Source organism: Streptomyces sp. MB09-02B (assembly GCF_033794485.1).
Lineage (GTDB): Bacteria > Actinomycetota > Actinomycetes > Streptomycetales > Streptomycetaceae > Streptomyces.
Genome location: NZ_JARGEE010000014.1, coordinates 1 through 18,650 on the forward strand (window position 1 = coordinate 1; position 18,650 = coordinate 18,650).

The 18,650-nt window shown below is 71.3% G+C and carries 14 protein-coding genes and 1 pseudogene; 5 read left to right on the forward strand and 10 right to left on the reverse strand.

What is annotated here, in order from left to right; genetic code table 11:
* Window positions 1–37: 37 nt before the first annotated feature.
* The 5 genes from P1P70_RS04025 to P1P70_RS04045 all read right to left on the reverse strand — a co-directional run bounded on the left by P1P70_RS04025 (window position 38) and on the right by P1P70_RS04045 (window position 7,865).
* A complete protein-coding gene (locus P1P70_RS04025; protein ID WP_319234634.1) occupies window positions 38–1,486 on the reverse strand; it encodes a polysaccharide deacetylase family protein in 1,449 nt (482 codons plus the stop codon).
* Window positions 1,487–1,659: 173 nt separating this feature from the next.
* A complete protein-coding gene (locus tag P1P70_RS04030) occupies window positions 1,660–5,439 on the reverse strand; it encodes a hypothetical protein (RefSeq protein ID WP_319234636.1) in 3,780 nt (1,259 codons plus the stop codon).
* A gap of 237 nt (window positions 5,440–5,676) precedes the next feature.
* Window positions 5,677–6,030 (reverse strand): helix-turn-helix domain-containing protein, encoded by a 354-nt coding sequence (locus tag P1P70_RS04035; protein WP_319234638.1) that lies wholly within the window; start codon window positions 6,028–6,030, stop codon window positions 5,677–5,679.
* A gap of 883 nt (window positions 6,031–6,913) precedes the next feature.
* Complete coding sequence (locus P1P70_RS04040; RefSeq protein WP_199585095.1) at window positions 6,914–7,117, reverse strand: cold-shock protein; 204 nt, start codon at window positions 7,115–7,117, stop codon at window positions 6,914–6,916.
* A gap of 268 nt (window positions 7,118–7,385) precedes the next feature.
* Window positions 7,386–7,865 carry a DUF5990 family protein gene (locus P1P70_RS04045; RefSeq protein ID WP_319234641.1) on the reverse strand — a complete coding sequence of 160 codons (480 nt, stop codon included), beginning with the start codon at window positions 7,863–7,865 and terminating at the stop codon, window positions 7,386–7,388.
* Window positions 7,866–8,034: 169 nt separating this feature from the next.
* On the opposite strand from P1P70_RS04045, the gene P1P70_RS04050 reads away from it, so the two are divergent.
* Window positions 8,035–8,787, forward strand: a complete 753-nt coding sequence (locus tag P1P70_RS04050) for a transglycosylase SLT domain-containing protein (RefSeq protein ID WP_319234643.1) — start codon at window positions 8,035–8,037, stop codon at window positions 8,785–8,787.
* A gap of 191 nt (window positions 8,788–8,978) precedes the next feature.
* Here P1P70_RS04050 and secD read toward each other — a convergent pair whose 3' ends face one another.
* A complete protein-coding gene (secD, locus tag P1P70_RS04055) occupies window positions 8,979–11,321 on the reverse strand; it encodes a protein translocase subunit SecD (RefSeq protein ID WP_319234644.1) in 2,343 nt (780 codons plus the stop codon).
* A 62-nt stretch (window positions 11,322–11,383) separates the two neighbouring features.
* Complete coding sequence (locus tag P1P70_RS04060) at window positions 11,384–11,836, reverse strand: hypothetical protein (RefSeq protein ID WP_319234645.1); 453 nt, start codon at window positions 11,834–11,836, stop codon at window positions 11,384–11,386.
* Between the two features lie 203 nt (window positions 11,837–12,039).
* On the opposite strand from P1P70_RS04060, the gene P1P70_RS04065 reads away from it, so the two are divergent.
* Window positions 12,040–12,192 (forward strand): hypothetical protein, encoded by a 153-nt coding sequence (locus P1P70_RS04065; protein ID WP_319234647.1) that lies wholly within the window; start codon window positions 12,040–12,042, stop codon window positions 12,190–12,192.
* Between the two features lie 69 nt (window positions 12,193–12,261).
* Here the strand turns inward: P1P70_RS04065 and P1P70_RS04070 are convergent.
* Together P1P70_RS04070 and P1P70_RS04075 are read right to left on the reverse strand one after the other, a co-directional pair.
* Window positions 12,262–12,609 (reverse strand): annotated as a pseudogene (locus P1P70_RS04070) (SDR family NAD(P)-dependent oxidoreductase); the annotation flags it as partial.
* Between the two features lie 77 nt (window positions 12,610–12,686).
* Window positions 12,687–12,872 carry a hypothetical protein gene (locus P1P70_RS04075; protein WP_319234692.1) on the reverse strand — a complete coding sequence of 62 codons (186 nt, stop codon included), beginning with the start codon at window positions 12,870–12,872 and terminating at the stop codon, window positions 12,687–12,689.
* A gap of 65 nt (window positions 12,873–12,937) precedes the next feature.
* On the opposite strand from P1P70_RS04075, the gene P1P70_RS04080 reads away from it, so the two are divergent.
* From P1P70_RS04080 to P1P70_RS04090, 3 genes are all read left to right on the forward strand, one after another.
* Entirely contained in the window at window positions 12,938–13,582 is a 645-nt protein-coding gene (locus tag P1P70_RS04080) for a polymorphic toxin-type HINT domain-containing protein (protein ID WP_319234648.1), read from the forward strand.
* Entirely contained in the window at window positions 13,575–13,916 is a 342-nt protein-coding gene (locus P1P70_RS04085; protein WP_319234649.1) for a hypothetical protein, read from the forward strand. The genes P1P70_RS04080 and P1P70_RS04085 overlap by 8 nt, the downstream gene beginning before the upstream one ends.
* Before the next feature lie 540 nt (window positions 13,917–14,456).
* Window positions 14,457–16,514 carry a PA14 domain-containing protein gene (locus tag P1P70_RS04090; protein WP_319234651.1) on the forward strand — a complete coding sequence of 686 codons (2,058 nt, stop codon included), beginning with the start codon at window positions 14,457–14,459 and terminating at the stop codon, window positions 16,512–16,514.
* Window positions 16,515–17,082: 568 nt separating this feature from the next.
* Here P1P70_RS04090 and P1P70_RS04095 read toward each other — a convergent pair.
* Window positions 17,083–17,916, reverse strand: coding sequence for a PIG-L family deacetylase (locus tag P1P70_RS04095; RefSeq protein WP_319234653.1), 834 nt, complete (start codon window positions 17,914–17,916; stop codon window positions 17,083–17,085).
* Between the last annotated feature and the right edge of the window lie 734 nt (window positions 17,917–18,650).

The window sequence follows — 18,650 nt, forward strand, 5'->3', positions numbered from 1 at the left end:
CCGCACCCCCCCGCAACCCCACTCCGGCCGGGAAGCGTCAGAGCGTCGCGCGCAGATGGCTGACGGTGACGAAGTGGTAGCCGCGGGCGGTGAGCGTGCGCAGGATCTCGGGGACGGCCGCGACCGACGTGGGGTGGATGTCGTGCAGGAGGACGACGTCGTTGCGCTGCGCCTTGTCGATGACGGCCCGGGCGACCTTCGCGGCGTCCCGGTACTTCCAGTCCTCGGTGTCCACGTCCCACAGGACGGGGGAGAGCGTGGTCGCGGCCTTCACCTGGGCGTTGATCGCGCCGTACGGCGGCCGGAAGAGGGTGGGCTCCTTGCCGGTGGCGGCCTTGACGGCGGCGCTGGTGCGGTTCAGCTGGGAGGCGACCTGGGCGGGGGTGAGCTTGGTGAGGTCGGGGTGGTTCCAGGAGTGGTTGCCGATCTCGTGCCCGGCGCGGGCCTCGGCGCGGACCAGCTCGCGGTGGGCGGCGACGTTCTGGCCGACGGTGAAGAAGGTGGCCCGCGCCTCGTACCGCGCCAGGTGGGTCAGCAGGGTCGCGGTCTCCGGCGCCGCCGGGCCGTCGTCGAAGGTCAGCGCGAGGCACTTGACCCGCTTGCAGTCGGTGTCGTCGTCACCGGAGGCGGTGTGGGTGGGGGCGGCCGGGACGGGGGTGCTCGACGCGCCCAGATCGAGGGAGCGGCCGGGCGCCACCGTCTGCCGCTGGGCGCGCTCGCCGAACGCGGAGAGCCAGGGGGTGACGGTCTTCGCGGAGAACGTCACGACGATCTCCCCGGCGGCGGGGACGCCCATGTCGCCGCGGTCGACGGTCACCTTCAGCCCGCCGTCGGCGGTGAAGGCCATGTCGTCCAGGACGGTGGCGCGGGCGTCCGGGGCGGAGAAGGCGCCCTCCAGGGCGGTGGCGTCCACGCCTTCGCGTCCCGTGAGCTGGTCCTTCAGAGCGGTGAGGAAGGCGTCCCGGGCGCCGTCGGAGACCAGTGCGACGGCAGGGCTGTGGGCGCGGTCCGCGCCGTCGTACCAGTACGTCCTGGACGACAGCCCGGACCCGGCGCCGCTCTGGTCCGCCGTGGTGAGCCGTACGCCGAGCACATCGCCGGAGGCGACCAGGAAGCGGTGGCTGATGTTCAGCTCCCGTCCCGCGCTGCCCTGATCGCCCTCGCACACCCCGGAACGGAAGGTGGCCAGGCGCTGCTCCACGTCCTTCCGCATCGCCGCCGTCATCGCCTCGGCGCCGGGCACCTCCGGGTAGCTCGTCGCGAACGGGCAGGAGCTGTGCTCGCTGCTGTCGTTGACGATCTGCAGCCCTTTGATGCGCGACGGGTCGACACCGCGGGTCGGCGAGGTGGTGGCCCCGGGGCGCGCGTCGGAGGACGCCGCGCCCGGGGCCCCGTTCGATCCGGGGGCGCAGGCGGCCGTGAAGGTGAGGGCGCCGAGCAGCAGGAGGGAGGGGAGGAGGGCGTGGGTGCGGGCGTGGGTGCGCATGGGACCAGGACCTGACTGTGAGGAGTCGCGGGACGCCGTATCAACGGGACGCCGCAGTCGTACTGGTCATGGATCGTGCAGGTCAGAGGCATTTTTCAGGAACCCGCGGAGCCACCCCGAACAATCTGTCCCGACGTCTTCCGCCGCCCCCGGTCCCTAGCTCCTCGCGTCGCCTACCCGCTCGTGTCGCACGCTCGTTCGTATGGGGCGTCGGGGACGTAGGACCGCCACTGCGCCTCCGTCAGCCCGCCCCCGGTGCGGGCGCAGATGATGCGGACGGCCCGGTCCGGGGCGACGGTCAGACGCTGGAGGGGCACGTGGGGACCGCCGGCATGGAGGGTCCCACCGTCGGCGGCGAAGGCGAGGGAGCGGATCTCGTCACCGGGCGTGGGCAGGTCGCTGCCGAGGGGTTGCTGGCCGGCGGTGTCCCACAGGCGCAGGGTGCCCTCCGTGCCGCCGACGGCCAGGGTGGCGCCGTCGGAGGAGAAGGCGAGGGCTCCCACCGCTTCCGGCGCACTGAGGGGAGCCGCGTCGGAGGTGCCGGTGAGCGCGCCCGTCCGGTGGCGCAGGGCGCCGTCCCACAGGGTGACGTGCCCGGTGGAGTCGCCCACGGCGAGCCGGGTGCCGTCGGGACTGAACGCCAGGGCCGTGACGTCACGGCCGTTGGCGAGGGCCACCCCGGTGATCTTCCCCGTCCCCGGTTCGGCGTACTGGTCGTCGGAGCTCACGAGCAGACCGCCGTCCGGGCGCAGGGCGAGCACCTCACCGGCGAGACCGCGCAGGACCTTCGACGGCCGCCGTGTCCCGGTGTCCCAGACCTCTGTCGCGTAGCCGTCGCCGGCGCGGACGGCCAGCAGCGAGCGGCCGCCGGGCCCCAGGGCGAGGGCGAGGGCCGGGCGGTCCACCGCTCCGGACGTCTCCAGGACCGTACGGATCCGGTGTGCCGCCACGTCCCACACGGTGAAGCGCAGCCGGAGCGAGCCGCGTGCGGAGGCGGTGTCGGCCACGGCCAGCGTGCGGCCGTCCTGGCTGAAGGCCAGCAGGGGGGCCTGGTCGAGGGACGCGCTCGGCATCGGACCGAGGGTCGCGTGGGCACGTACGGTGCCGGTGCGGGTGTCGCGCAGCTCGAAACGGTAGGCACCGTCGTCGGCCAGGGTGGCGGTGGCCAGGGCGTCGCCGTCCGGGCTGAGGGCGGTCGCGTCGACGGGAGTGGTCTGCCAGCGCGGGGTCAGCCGGTCGGTCAGGTCGAGGGTGTGGACGGTGGCGCCGTCGCGGTAGCGCAGGAGAGGGTGCCGGCCCGGGTCCCAGGTCAGGTCGTTCGTCTCGGCCCCGGACAGCGGTCGGCGGAAGACCGTGGTGCCGCCGGTGGCCAGCCGCCACACGGTGAGGTCGTCGTCGTCCGCCGTGGCCAGGAACCGCCCGTCGGGAGAGAGACCGGCCTGGGTGAAGCCCGAGTCGCCGCCACTGCCGAAGTCCTCACCGGGGCCCGCGCCGCGCACGTCCCAGACCCGGGCTCCCGTGCCGTGGACCGCGGCCAGCCGCCCGCCGTCGCCGCTGAACCGCAGCAGGCGCGTGCCGCTGTCCGCGCCGGAGCCGGTGCCGCACACGGTCTTGTCGGCCTTCTCCCACGCCCCCGGCAGCCGCTTCCCGTCGGTGGTGTCCCACAGCTGGAGCGGCCCGTCGGCAGGGCAGAGCGCGAGCAGTCGGCCGCCCGGACCGACGGCCGACGAGGAGAGCGTGCGCGGGACACGGGTGGTGAAGAGGACCTTGCCGTCGCCCGCCCGGCGCAGTGTGACCGTGCCCGGGCCCGTTGACGGCCCGGTGAGGTAGGAGGACCCGTCGGACGGACGGCCCAGCAGCGACACGCCGTCCAGCTCGGCGGCGGACCGGCCCTCGGGGAGGTTCCACAGCTTCTCGACACCGTCCGGCCCGGTGACGGCGAGGAAGCGGGAGTCGGGACCGGCGTCGCCCACCTCGGTGCCCGGTGGCAGGCGGTAGGTGGCCGTGACCCGGTGATCGGCCACGTTCCGCACGGTCACCGTGGTGCCGTCGACGCTGAGCAGGGTCCGGCCGCCGTCGGCGAGGAAACGCCGGACGTTCTTGCCGGTCCTGGGGTCGGTGAAGGCGTCGCGTTCCGGCTGGGCCAGGGCGCCCAGCAGTGCCGAACGGGACTCGGTGAGCGGGGCCGTCCTCCAGGCGGCGACGCCGAGCAGGGCCGCGGTGCGCGGGTCGGTGGAGCGCAGGCTGTCGGCGACGGTGGCCAGGCGGCGTGCGGCGGCCTTGGCGGCCTCCGCCTCGCTCACCCGGTCGCGCTGCCAGGCGACCAGTCCCGCGGTCAGCGCCAGCACGAGGAACACGGACAGTCCGACGGCCAGCGCACGCGTCCTGCGCGCGGTGCGGGAACCGGCCTCCCGCTCGGCGTCCCGGGCCGCGAGGGACGCGGTGAGGAAGGCCCGCTCGGACGGGGTGAGGTCGTCCTCCCGGGGCTCGGCGAACAACTCCTCGGCACGGGTCAGCCGGGTGCCCCGGTACAGCGCGCCGGGATCGCGCTCCAGCTCGGCCCAGCCGCGCGCCGCCTCGCCGAGCCGGCGCTGTGCGCGCAGCCGGTCCCGGCCCTCCTCGATCCAGCCGGCCAGCCGTGGCCAGCCGCTGATCAGTGCCTCGTGCGCGAGTTCCACCGTGTCGCCGTCCAGGGTGACCAGACGAGCGGTGACGAGGTGTTCCAACACCTCTTGCGCCCCGCTGCCCAGCTCGGTCCGGGACGCCGGACGGCGGGTGTCGGCCGTCCCGTCACCGGGCGCGATCAGCCGGAGCAGGATGCGCCGGGCGACACGGCTCCGCTCCGCCGACAGCCCGCCGTACACCTCCTCGGCGGTGGCGGCGATCGCGCCGCGTACGCCGCCCGTCTCCTCGTACGCCGCCAGCGTCAGCAACCGGCCGCGGCGGCGGCGCCAGGTCTCCAGCAGGGCGTGGGAGAGCATGGGCAGCGCGCCCGGCTGGTCGACGACCTCGTCGACGACCGCGGCGGTGAGAGTCCGCTCCACGTTCAGGCCGGCGGCGCCGGCGGGGCCGGTGATCGCCTCGCGCAGTTCGTCCCGGCTCATGGGTCCGACCAGCAGGTTCGCCCGGGAGACCGCCTCGGCCAGGGCACGGTGTCCGGCGCAGTGGCCGTAGAAGTCGCCGCGGACCGCGAGCACCACGCGCAGTCGGCTCTCCGGCTGCCGGGCGGCGAGCAGCAGGTCGAGGAACCGGTCGCGTTCCGCGCGGTCGTGGCACAGGGTGAACAATTCCTCGAACTGGTCGACGATCACCCAGGTGTCGCCGGCACCGGCACCGGCACTGTCGCCGGCACCGCCCCCGGTCCCGGCCCCGGCCCCGTCCTCGTCACCGCCCCGGGGGACGAACGCCCTCTCGTGCGTGCGGGCGGGCCGTTCACCCGGCGTGAGCACACGGATCACCGCCGGCCGGCCGACTCCCGCCGCCTGCCGCAACGCCGGGATCAGTCCCGCCCGCAGCAACGAGGACTTGCCGCTGCCGGACGGCCCGAACACCGCCGCGCACCGGTGCTCGCGCACCAGCTCCACCAGCTGGGCGACGAGCGCCTCCCGGCCGAAGAACAGTCCGCTGTCGTCCGTCTCGAACCGGGCGAGCCCCCGGTAGGGCGGCCGCTCGTCCGGCGCGGGGGCCCGGACCTCGGCGTCGGTCTCGCGCCAGCGCCGCTCCCACGCGTCCGGGTCCGCGTCCAGCGCCTCGACGTACGCCCGCACCACGGCAAGGGACGGCAACTGGTCTCCGGCGGCCGCCTGGGACAGCGCGGTCGTGGAGTAGCCCGCCCGCCTGCCCATCTCCCGGTACGGCGGCTTCCCGGCCTTCTCCCTCAGGACCCGCAGCTCGTGCGCGAGCCGTTGTACGGGACCGGCTTCGGGGTCGACCGGCTTCTCGCGTCGTCCCACCCGAGCACCCTCCACGCACCTCACACACGCCACGCCATATACGCCGCACATGCCACACACGCCACACGACGTCGCCCGTACAACAGGCACCTCACGCTATGTTTTTCGCCCAATTCCGCGCAATCCTCGCCGAGGTGTGAGTCGGCCCACTGCGCCGGCAGCGACGTGCCCGCCATGCGGCCTTCTCGTTCGCCCAGTCGGTGACCGAGTCAACGACCGGCGCGCGCACCCACGTGATCAGCGGGAACCGGGACGGGGAGAGGCAGGCGCTTCGAGTTCGTCGCGTCGGCGGTACTCGGCGTTGATGCGCTGAGCTTCCTCGAGCTGGTCCTCAAGGATGACGATGCGGCAAGCGGCCTCGATCGGGGTGCCCCGGTCGACGAGCTCGCGTGCGCGCGCGGCGATCCGCAGCTGGTAGCGGGAGTACCGGCGGTGTCCGCCCTCGGAGCGGAGCGGAGTGATCAGACGAGCCTCGCCGAGGGCTCGGAGGAAGGCCGGGGTGGTGCCGAGCATCTCGGCGGCCCGCCCCATGGTGTATGCGGGGTAGTCGTCGTCGTCCAGACGATCACTGAGGGGGTTATCTGCTGTCATGTCACCTCGTTGTACAACGCGTCGAGGGGCCCTGGCGCCGTACGGCACCAGGGCCCCGAAGGAAATTCAACACCATCTGTCGGCCGTGATGCTGTGCCGACCTTCTGCTTCCGTCACCAGCCCTGCTGGAGGGGGTGCGGGGATCGCGGTTGCCTGACCGGGGACCACCTTCCAATCCGGGGTCTTGCGGTACCCGGCCGGGGTACTTGTCGGCCGGGCGATCCTGATGGCGTCTGTGTCCTCCGTCCTTCCGCTTGAACCAACCACTCGACTCCAGGGCTGCAACGCCCTGCGGACTTCGTGTACTGCACCCCGCCAGTTCGTGTCTGCCGGGTTCGCTCGACTCGTGTTGACGAGAAGAGCCTAACCGTGTCGCAGCTCAAAGTCTACTGCGACAAAGATAGATTTCACCCGCCTGTGGGAGCAGGTAGCTTGTGATCTGCGACAACGGGGCCCGAGAAGCCGTCGTGGCGGACCCTGCGGCCCGACCTCGCGGACACACGGACCCGCGGGCACATGGCGGAGGCCCCCGCCGACGCGCGTCGACAGGGGCCAGGCCGTCCTGCGGCCGGGGAAGCGGCGCCGGGCACCGCGGACGAGGGTGCCGCATGGCGAGGAATTCCCGCCGTAAAACACATGGCGCAGGAAAACGAATGGCGCCAGCAATATGCATGGCGCGGGGAATCGTCAGGACGAGGCGCAGGTGATGTGGTGGGGGCCTCCCGTCACGCGCCCTGAAACACGGCGAGAAAGTGACAAGAACGCGACAAGAACGCGGCAAGGGTGACAAGAACGCGGCGAGATGCGGCGAGAATGCAGCAAGCTGGGGCCCGCACCTCAAGGTGCGGGCCCCAGCTGCGAAGTGCCGTGCTGCTGCCGAATGTCAGGCGGGCACGATGTTCTCGGCCGTCGGGCCCTTCTGGCCCTGCGCGATGTCGAACGACACCTTCTGGCCTTCCAGCAGCTCACGGAAGCCCTGGGTGGCGATGTTGGAGTAGTGGGCGAAGACGTCGGCGCCGCCGCCGTCCTGCGCGATGAAGCCGAAGCCCTTTTCTGCGTTGAACCACTTCACGGTGCCAGTAGCCATGTCATTTCTCCTTCGGGACGATGCCGGGAAGCCGCACTGTGCGGATTCCGTGTCGCCGTGCTGATTGACCCGTCGGGAAATGAACCTTCTGGCAACCACACCTGCAACCGGCAACGACGTTAGCACGGCATGAGCGGCCTTGTTCGGTCAATGATTTACACCCCGTCGGCCTTCGAGGAATACTCGCCGTGCGCCGTGCCTATTTCTCACTTCGCGGATACAGATATTGATCCGCGCGGATGAGGCGTTCCCACCGGACGCCTCCGGCCTACCCGGTGCGAGCGGCGGTCCAGGTGATGCGCGGGGGCTCGACGCGTGCGCACAGGGGACCGCCCTGCGCGTCGGTCAGGCCGAGGCGTCCGATCAGCAGCCCGTCGCGTGCGGCGGCGGCGAGTACGTCGGCGGGGATGACGTCGAGCATCAGCTTGGCACGGCGGAACATCGTGAAGATGCCCGCCTCGTCGACCGTGCACCACGACAGGTAGATGAACCGTCGGCCCAGACGGTGCTGCACGTAGGGGCCCGTGACCTCGATGCCGGTCGGCGAGACGCTCGTGGCGCACTCCAGGGTCCAGGTCGCGGACGGTCGGTCGCCGGGTTGTGGGTCGAGGAGTTCGGCGGGACGGTCGCGGCGTTGCACGGCGACGTGCAGGTTGTCGTAGGCGGGGACCGCGCCGTCGACAGGGGCGGGGTGGGTGAGGCCGGGCAGGTCGAAGGCGTCGATCCGGATGCGCATGGCGGCCATCATCCCGCCATGGTGGGTCGCCCGTCCGACGCCGAGATTGATGACCAGCGCCCCTCGGGCGCTCAGCCCGGAAAATCGAGCGGCCGGAAGCGTTGCCACCACCGCGGCCGATCGACCGTCTTAATCCCGCGAAGCTCAACCTCTTCATCTGACGAAACCGGAAGGACAACGTGTGAGTGGGAACTTAGTCCGGGACTTCGCGGTGGCTTCTGCCGCCGCGGTCACCACGGTCGGCGCCGTCGCGGGAGTCGGCCAGAGCGGTACCGGCCAGGCGGTCAACGACGCTGGGACGACGGCGAGCGGCTCGACCCTCCTCGCGGACATACCCATGGGCCGCCAGGCCCGGATACAGACGGCCTCCTTGACCCAACAGGCCGACGCACAGTCCGTCGCCGCGGACCACAGCGCGAGGACGACCGCGGCGGAGGCGGCCCGCAAGCAGGCCGCCAAGGACGCGGTCGCCAAGCAGAAGGAGGCCGAACGGAAGAAAGCCCGGCAGGACGCCAAGGAGCGCCAGGAAGCAGAGGAGCAGGCGCAGGCACAGGAGCAGGAGCAGGCCCAACAGCAGGCTGAGCGACAGACCGAGGAAGGCTCGTCGAGCGGCTCCTCCGCAGTCGCGCCGCAGTCCTCGTACACCGTGGCCCAGGTCCAGGCCATCGCACGGCAGATGGTGCCCGGCGACCAGTTCCAGTGCTTCAGCAACATCGTGGACCACGAGTCCGGCTGGAACCACAAGGCGGTCAACCCCTCGTCCGGGGCCTACGGTCTCGTACAGGCGTATCCCGGCTCCAAGATGTCGTCCGCCGGAGCCGACTGGCGGACCAACCCGGCCACGCAGATCAAGTGGGGCCTGAACTACATGAACGACCGCTACGGCAGCCCCTGCGAAGCATGGGCGTTCTGGCAGGCCAACGGCTCCTACTGAGCCAACACTGAGCCCAATACGGAGCCCCGTACTGAGCCGATATTGAGCCGATCCGACCGCCGCAGGGCGCGCTGGGGCGCTCGCCCCATGCGGTTCCTCACCGTCCCGTTCGACGGTGAGGAACCGCCCCTCGACCACGGCCCCAGTCCGCCGACTAGCCGACTACCGGCGCCGGAACTCCGGCCGCACCCTCACACCACAGCGCCCGAACCCCGCGCCCGCCCGCGTCGCTCCAGCGGACCGCGCGCGGCGGGGGCGGCGGGCGCGGGGCGCACCGGCGGCGCAGGGCGGCTGCCCTCGAGCTGCACGGCGATCGGCACGGCGGTGAACACCGTCGACGCCATACCGATCACGACGCCGGCGATCAGCGCCACGGAGAAGTCCGCGAGCGAGTCACCGCCCAGCACGGCCAGCGCCGCCAGGATGAACAGCGCGCCCATACCGGTGTTCACCGTGCGCGGCAGCGTCTGGACGACGGCCCTGTTCGCCGTGGTTTCCAAATCCGCCGCCGGATCGCGGCGGCGCGCCTCGCGCACCCGGTCGAAGACGACGACGGTGTCGTTCACGGAGTACCCGATGACCGTGAGCAGGGCCGCCAGGAAAATGCTGTCGACGGGCCTGCCGAGCCAGGCGAACAGGCCCACCACCAGCAGCACGTCGTGCACCATGGCCGATACCGCCGCTGCGGCGAACGTCCACCGGAACCGCACGCTGAGGTAGATCAGCTGGGCCGCGACGGCGATGCCGAGCGCGATGAGCGCGTGCCGGCGCAGTTCGTCGCCGAGGCTCGGACCGATCAGCTCGTCCCGCTCGACGGTGACCTCGCCGCCCTCCTTCGCCAGCGCCGTCCTGATCGTGTGCTGCTGGTCGTTGCTCAGCTCACCGGTGCGTACCGAGATGTCCCCGTCCCCCGCCTCCTGCACCACGGCGCGCGGGAACCCCGCGTCCGTGACCGCCGTGCGCGCCACGTCCACGTCCACGGGCCTGCTGGTGCTGTACTCCACCAGGCGCCCGCCGGTGAACTCCACCCCGAGGTCCAGGCCGCGCAGGCCGATTCCCGCGACGGCGATCCCGACCAGCAGCGCGCTGACGCCGAGCCAGCGGCGCCGGTGGTGCACCGGACGGGGTTCGCGGCGCGCGAGCCAGGCACGCACCCGGCCGGTGGAGGTGATCCCGGTCAGGCCGGGCCGGCTGCGCACGAAGCGGCGCCGGATCGCGAAGTCGGCGAGGACCCGGGTGATCACCAGGGCCGAGACCATCGAGACGAGGACACCGATGGAGAGCGTGACGCCGAAGCCTTTGACAGGCCCGGTGGCGAAGAAGAAGAGCAGCCCGGCCGCGAGCAGCGTGGTCACGTTCGAGTCGACGACCGCGCTCCAGGTCTTGGCGAACCCGGTGCGCAGCGGCTTGTCCAACCGGGCCGAGGCCGACTTCAGGGTGCGGGCTGCCAGATACTCCTCCCGGGCACGCTCGAAGACCAGCACGTTCGCGTCCACCGCCATGCCGATCGCCAGGACGAAACCGGCGAGCCCGGGCAGTGTGAGCGTCGCGCCCAGGGCGACGAGCGCGGCGTAGGAGATCAGCCCGTACAGCGCGAGCGCGACGGTGGCCAGGGCGCCGAGCAGCCGGTAGACGACGAGGATGAACAGTCCCGTCAGGGTGATGCCGATGATCGCGGCCTGGGCGCTGGCGGCGATGGCGTCGGCGCCGAGCGTGGGGCCGACGGTGCGCTGCTCCACGACGTCGACGGGCACCGGCAGCGCACCGCCCTTGACGAGCGCGGCCAGCTCGCGGGCCTCGTCCCGGCCGAAGCCGCCGGTGATCTGCGTGGAGCCGCCGGAGATGCCGACCCCGCACGCCACACCCGCGTCGACGCCGGGCGCCGAGAGGATCCTGCCGTCCAGGACGATGGCGACGCGCCGCTCGGGGGCGCCCTGAGGGGCACAGGCCGCCGCCCCGGTGACCCGTGCCCAGTCCTTGCCGGCCTCCCCACGGAAGGTGAGGTCGACCAGCCAGCCCGACGTCGTCCGCTGGTCGAGCACCGCCTCGGCGTCCTTGACGCCCTCCCCGGTGAGGGCGGTGGGCCCGAGCTGGAGGAACGCCCCTCTCCGGTCGGGGTCGGCCAGGATGCGCGAGCCGTCCCCGGCCGGCTTCCCGCCGTTCCTCTCATCCTGCTTGTCCGTCACGCCCTGCACCGGGTGGACGGTCAACTGCGCGGTACGGCCGATGACTTCGGCGGCCTCGCGCGGGTCCTGTACGCCGGGCAGCTCGACGAAGATCCGCTGCTGACCGGACCGGTACAGGCTCGGCTCGGACACACCGAGCGCGTCGACCCGCTGGCGGAGCACCTCCAGGGCCCGCTGGGTCGATTCGGCGTCGGCCTCGACGACGGGTGAGTCCTTGGTCTCCAGGACGATCTGGGTGCCGCCGCGCAGGTCGAGGCCGAGGCGGGCGGATTGGGTGAGTGCGAAGAAGAGCGAGGCGGCGATCACACCTAGGGCGACGATCGCCCGCCACATGGGCGCGCGAGACATGGGTTCTCCACGATGGGCAGGCAGACGGAACCGACGTCTGCCCCGGGCGCGGAGGCGAACGGTCAGGCGTCGATGGGGACTTCGGTGCTCCATCGGGACGGGGGGCCACGTGGGCGATGCGCGTGGGCACCCCGGCTCGCTTCCGCACCCGCGGCCGCGACGACCACGCCGGGGCCGCCGACAGCGCGGTGCGGGGCCGCGTCCCCGGCGCCAGGGCCCAGGAAGCCGTGGAACGGGTACGGCACGGCTTCGGCGTGGCCGTGCGCGGGGTGCGCCGCGGTGACGGCGCGGTGCGCGTCAACGGACGCCGACGCGGACGCGGACGCATGAGCGCTCACCGTCGCCGTCGCGGCTGTGCCCGTCGTGGCCGTGCCTGTCGCGGCCGTGCCCGTGGAGAACGGGCGTGATGCCGGCGCCGACTTGGCCGACACCGGCAGGAAGAAGGTCAGGACCGCGAGCAGCGCGGAGAGCATGACGGCGGCCGGGCGCGCGGGATGTGCGCGGTGCTGCTGCACGCCTCTTGCCCCCCGGTCAAGTCGCCGTACGGAATCAGCAGTTGGGCACTCTGTGCCGACGGTCCGGTACGTCCGGCCGTCATGACACGAACGTCGTCGGACGCCCGGAGGTTCCCGACTCGCCCCCTGTTGGTCCCCGGTCGGCGAGCGCTGACGGCGGCCGCGGTGGCGCGCGGGTTCCGGGCCGTACGGCGGAGGTCGGCATGGACCAGCCGGCCCGCGAACCTCACGACGTTCCCTGCCACGAGGACCGTCTCTCGGCTGAGCCGGGCAGCGAGGACGCCGAGAAGCTGGAGCTGCTGGAGCTGCTGGAGCTGCTGGCGGTGGTCGGTACGCAGAGCCTGACTGCCGAGTAGTACCTAACAGGGTTTCTCCGCCCCGTACCTCCCCTCCTCCCCCCCCACGGCGCTTGCGGAGGTGGTGGATCACCAGGGCATCTCACCGTGACGGCTGCGGAAGGTCCCGGTCGGCCCGTCCGCGCCGATGGTGGCGAGTGCGACGATCGCGTCGGTGCCCTCGGTGACGGTCTGCGGCCCGCTGTGCGCGTTGAAGTCGGTCGCGGTGTAGCCCGGGTCGGCCGCGTTGACCTTGATGTCCGGCCAGGACTTGGCGTACTGCGTGGTCAGCATGGTCACGGCGGCCTTCGACGCCGTGTAGAGCGGCGCGAGGTTCCGGCCCTCGGCGCGCTCGGTGTCGTGGGTCAGCGTGAACGACCCCATGCCGCTGGAGACGTTGACGATGACGGGCTGCTCGGACTTGCGCAGCAGGGGCCCAGCAAGAACGGCAACGGCACTCCCGCCGCCGACTACCGCTGCGGATACCCGGGCTGCTCCACCACCGGCATCACCGGCTACGGGAGCAACGTCGACAGGGGCATCGAGGAGAAGCTGCCGCACACCGGACCCGTTCCGACGCCGATCAGCTTCTGGGACATGGCCAAGGCAATCGTTCTGCCGGACCCCGACGAGTGGAAGGCGTGCGCGAAGGACATCGGCGTCAACTCCCACTGCGGCTGGGCTGCGACGGACCTGCCCATGGCCAAGGTGCTGAAGCTTCTGAAGTTCCTTCCGGCCGGGAAGGACATCGAGGACATCAAGCTCGGTGACAGGGGTTCTCGCCACCGACCCGGAGACCGGGAAGACCAGCGCACGCGAGGTCACCGCGACCATCGTCACCGACTCGGACAAGCACTTCACCGAGCTGACGATCGCCACGGAGAACGGCGAAGAACATCTCACCGCGACCTACGAGCACCCGTTCTGGTCGGTCTCGGAGCACGACTGGATCGCGGCCGGCGACCTCGGGCCGGGCATGACCCTGCGCACCGACGAGGGCCGTACGGCCGAGGTCACGGCCAACCGCCAGTACACGGATCACGTCCGCACGTACAACCTCACCGTCGAGGGCGTCCACACCTATGACGCGCTGGCGGGCAGGACGCCTCTGCTGGTGCACAACTCCGACGACGTGTGCGGTGTGTGGAAGGGCGAGTTCGACAAGCTGCCCAAGGGCAAGCAGAGCCACGTCCGCGAGATGGACTCCGTGGAGGACATGCGGAAGGCGTTCGACCGCTGGACCACCGGAGCCGAGAAGCTTCCGGCGCGCGGGCCGAAGATCCCCGACGTCTACAAGCTGCAGGACGGCACGGTGATCCAATGGCGGAACGCGTCCAGGTCCGGTGGAGAGACGATCGACATCTTTCCGTCGGGAGGCAAGGGAATGAAGGTGCATCTGCCCGGTGAATGAGCAACGGATCCGTCATGAGCTGCTGGAGGAAGGGCTCGACGACTGGCTGCCGGTGGACCGGCTGGTCGGCCTGGCGGGAGAGCTGTCCGAGCGGTCCGGCGAAGCCCACCGCGACCTCACCGAACGGCTGCTGGCCCAGCTCGTCGGCGGGGGTCTGATGCGGGTCGGCGATCTGGGGGAGACCGGCTTCGAGGCCTGGCCCGGCGACGTCGATGCTGTGGTGCGCAGGGTCCTGAAGGCGCTCGACGCCGTCGCCTGGGAGCCCGCCGGTGGTGTCTGCTGGCTGGCGAACACCCCGGTCGGCGACCGTGAGGTCTCCAACGCCGAACGGTAGGTCCGGCTGAAACGGGGCCCTCGTCGGGATTCTTCCCGGCGAGGGCCCCTTGCTGTCGCCCCGCGGTGGACCGTCGGGGCAGGCACCTTTCGGCGGCGCGCTGTACGGACCCGACGGCACACTGCTGGGCGCCGAAGAACGGTGATCAGGCGCACGTGTGAACGGGCTCTGCGCTCGGACCGGCTCGTTCGCACGCCTCGGCTGACCTACCGCCGGTCTGACCTACGCCGGTCCGACCTACGCCGACCTCGCACAGACGCTGAGCAAGCGGACCCGCCCGGCCGGAAGATGACGCCCGTCCCACTCGCGTCGCCGGACGGCTCCGGATGCCGGCCACAGGGTGCTGCCCGGCGCGGCAGCCCCCGGGAGCGGCCCGGTGTCCTCCCGTCTGGCCGAGGGCACCGGCACGGGCCGACGTGTGCCGGAACGTCCGTAAAAAAGGGGAGGGGACCGGGCAACCCTGCCCCCGCCTCATGGGTCACACAGGCGTCACCTGTTTCACATGTTTTCCCATGGTCCAGAAGGGCCCCACTCTCTGTGATGACACGTACCCGGTTGACCGTGCTGGCCGCGACGGCCGCTCTCGCCGCCACCGGCGGCCTGATCACCGCCGCCCCTGCCTCCGCGGCCGCCACCTGCACCTCTCCCGTCTGGAGGGCGCAGTACTTCGGCAACTCCACCTTCAGCGGCACGCCGAAGCTGACCGCCTGCGACTCCGTCATCGCCGAGAACTACGGGTACGGCGACCCGCCCGGCGTCACACTGCCCAAGGACAACTTCTCCGTCCGCTGGTCCCTCACCCGGGACTTCGGCTCCGGCGGTCCCTTCCGGCTCTCCGCCGCGACGCAGGACGGCATGCGCGTCTACGTCGACGGTGTGCGGAAGATCGACCTGTGGAAGAACGTCTCCACCACCGCCCGCAAGACCGTCGACCTGACCATCCCGGCCGGCAAGCACACGCTCCGCGTGGACTACGTTGCCTGGACCGGCCTCGCCAACGCCGGGTTCACGTACGCCCCGCGCACCGAGGCCGCCGTCGACACGGTCAAGCCGCTCGCCCCGACCGGTCTCACCGCCGCGTACAACCGGGACACCACGAAGACCACCCTGCGCTGGGCCGCGAACAAGGAGATGGACCTCGCCGGTTACCGCGTGTACCGCCGGCTGAGCACCACCCAGTGGGCGAAGGTCAGCGGTTCGTCGCCGCTCACCTCCCCCTCTTTCGTGGACGCGACGCCCGCCACGGGCCAGACCTTCCTGTACGAGGTCCGCGCCGTCGACAAGGCGGGCCGCGAGTCCGTCGGCAGCCTCGACGCCACCGCTGTGTCCGTGGACCGCACGGGGCCGGCGGCGCCGACGGGTCTCACGGTCGTCGGCGACGCCTGGTGGGCCACCCTGGCCTGGCAGGGGAGCGCCGATGCCGCGACGTACGAGGTGTACGCCGCTCCCGCTGCCTCCGGCCCGTTCGACCTGCTGGGCACGACGACCACGACGTCGTACCGCACCGACGCACCCGAGAACACCGTCCGGTACTACCGGGTCCGCGCTCTCGACGCGCTCGGCAACCCGTCGGCGTACGCCGCCGTCACCGGCGACGGCGTCGACCGCACACCGCCGAAGTCCTCCCCGACCTCCCTCGAATCCATCGTCGAAGTCGGCTACACCGACGTGTACTGGAAGCAGCCCGACGGCTTCTACGAGGACTTCGACAACGGCGGGACCTACCGCGTCTACCGCTCGCCCGGCAAGACCCTCGACCCGGCCGCGCTCACCCGCGTGACATGCGCCGAGGAGAGCAGTGACGAGACCAGCACCGGCGGCGTCTGCCACGACCTGGACATGCCCGCGGGCACGTACGTGACGTACGCGGTCGCGGCGGTGGACCCGGCCGGCAACGAGTCGGCACTGTCGGCCCCGCTCGTCGTCCGCACCGGCGACCGCGTCGCGCCCGGCCCGGTCACGGGCGTGAAGGCCACCCCGCGCGCCGACGGCGTGCTGGTGAGCTGGGCGGCCTCGACCGAGGACGATGTCGAGCGTTACGTGGCCTGGACCGGCGCCCGGCAGGCCGACGGCACGGTCAAGTGGCTCAGCACCACCTCCTGCCATGAGGGCACGAGCGACCCGCTCGCGGTCCTCTGCGGTGACCTGCCGGACGGCGAGACGTACGTGTACGCGGTCGTCGCGAGGGACCGCTGGGGCAACGCGCTGCCCCCCAGTGATCCGAAGGTCACGGTCGTCGAGGCCACCGAGCTGGACGTCCGTCCGTCCGTGACGGTCACCCGGGACTGGGATCTTGGCAGCATGGGCTACGGCACCGTGATCGGCGGACCCGCCGAGGACGGGCCGTCCATCACCTGGCGGTGCGACAGGACGGCCGAATGCGACACCGTCACGGGCTACCGGATCAGACGGTGGAATGCGGCCACGAAGGCGTACGAGCCGCTGCACGCCGGACTGCTGCCGACGCAGACCCGTGCCTACACGGACACCACGGCGGCCCGGGGGACCACGCACTTCTACACGCTGGAGGCGATGCGCGCCGACGGCAGCGTCGCGGGCACACACGTGTGGGGCTGCGTCTTCCAGGACCGCGTCTAGCCGGCACGAGGTTGATGGAGTCGCAATGTGCGAGACAAGCCCCGCCGCGCGCGATCAGTAGCCGAAGAAGGGCAGAGGGAAGCCCGGGTCGCTGACCTGAGGCCGTGTCATCGATGAACGCTACGACCTGCGACTCAACTCGCGCTGGTTGTCAGCGTTGAGCGCCCTTCGACGGTCCCACAACGGCCCCACAACGGCCCCACAACGGGCCCACGGCGGGCCCACGACGGGCCCACGACGGGCCCACGACGGGCCCGAGGCGCCGTCTCATGCAGTCAGCGATGGAACTGCGCACCGCATCGGAGACCAGCCCGTAATGCGCACTCCCCCGATACGTCGAGACGGCCACCGCGAGCGACTGCCCATGAGCGAGCGGCGCCGGCGAACAGATCTCCGCGAGCCGACAACCACCAAGCCCGAGGCTGCCCGACCTGACCGGCGAGGTTCACCAGGCCGAGGGCTACGGGAGCTACGGTCTCCCGTGACCCCCGCCCCATTGACGTTGGCTGGGGCAGGGGCGCGCTGAGGGGTCGGCCCAGGTGGTCGGCAAGCCGGTCGTACGGGCGGATCAGCGCAGTCCGGCAAAGAGATCGTTCTCGGGTACGGCCGCGCCGGTGGCGTCCTGGACCCGTACGAAGGTCTCCATGCCCATCAACTCGCCGAACCTCTCCTTGCCCATCCTGAGGAAGAAGATGTTCTCGCCCTGACTGGCGTGCGCGGCCAACGCGTCGAACTTCTGGCCGCTGAACGCGGTGGTGTCCACCCATGTGGTGATCTCGTCGTCGGGGAGGCCGATCTCGGCCAGCGCGGCGGCCTCGGCAGGATCCGGCTCCGGCATGTCCTCCTGGAACTCGCGCATGGTCTCGCCGAACCGCCGCATCATCGAGCGGGGCACCGTGGTCCAGTACACCTTCGGTGTCAGCGCGGTCATCTCCAGCGCCGCCATCGTGATGCGGTGGGCCTGGATGTGGTCGGGGTGGCCGTAGAAGCCGTTCTCGTCGTAGGTGACGACCACATCAGGTCGGTAGTGCCGCATGAGTTCGGCGAGTCGGGTCGCGCCTTCCTGCACGGGGGTCTGCCAGAAGGATCCGGGGGCGTCGTTGCCCGGCCAGCCCGCCATCCCGGAGTCGGCGTAGTCCAGCATCTCCAGATCGCTGATCTTCAGCACGTCACAGCTCGCCTCGAGTTCTCGACGGCGCAGCAAGGCGACCGCCGCCGGATCGTGGTCGGGATCGCCCGGCTTGACACCTCCCGGTCCGTCACCGCAACCGCCGTCGGTACAGGTCACGAGAACCGTGCGGATGCCTTCCGCCGCGTACCGCGCGAGGACCCCTCCGGTTCCGGTGGCCTCGTCGTCGGGGTGGGCGTGTACTGCCATGAGCGTCAAGGGCCGGTCAGTCATAAAACAGTCCTCCTGCAGACCTGCATAGGGGTCAGAGCGTGCGGCGCGCGTACCGCGATCTCGGGGACCGGTCCTGGCGGGACAGACACCTGGTGGCCTCCGCGTTCCCGCCATGCGGCGCCGCTCCCTCGGTCGATGCAACCGTGCCGGCCGGGTCCGCTGTTCCCGACGCGGCCGCCTGGCCTTCCAGGCGTCGGCGTTTCAACGCGAACGAGGTACAGGCACGACTGCATGTCTCAGCGCCGCGCCGGAGCCGAGCTGTTCACTCAGGAATCGGGAGCGGCGTTCACTCAGCGAACGCCCGCTCTGTCCACTCAGGAACGCCCGGACTGCCTTGCTGCCCGTCGACAGGTGTACAAGGACGTACCTGTCGCACTGGCACCGACGGCATCCAGGCACCAGCCACCCCGGCCGAGGGTGGGGCGGTCTTCCTGTTCGAGATACCTGGCTGATGCACCTTCAGGGATTACCCTTTGGCGTCCCCCTGGGGCGCGCTGGCGCGACTTGGGGCACGCAAAGGGCACGTCACCCTCAAATTGGACTAGATAACAAACCCCAGGCCACTGACCTGGGGTTTCATTCTGGAGCGGGTGACGAGAATCGAACTCGCGCTCTCAGCTTGGGAAGCGATGGCGCTTGGGTGAGCTGTATGGCCCTGACCAGTGCACATATCTGATCCTCGGGGTGGTCGTATGGGTCGGATCGCACCGCTGTTGACCGTGGTCTTCCGTCCT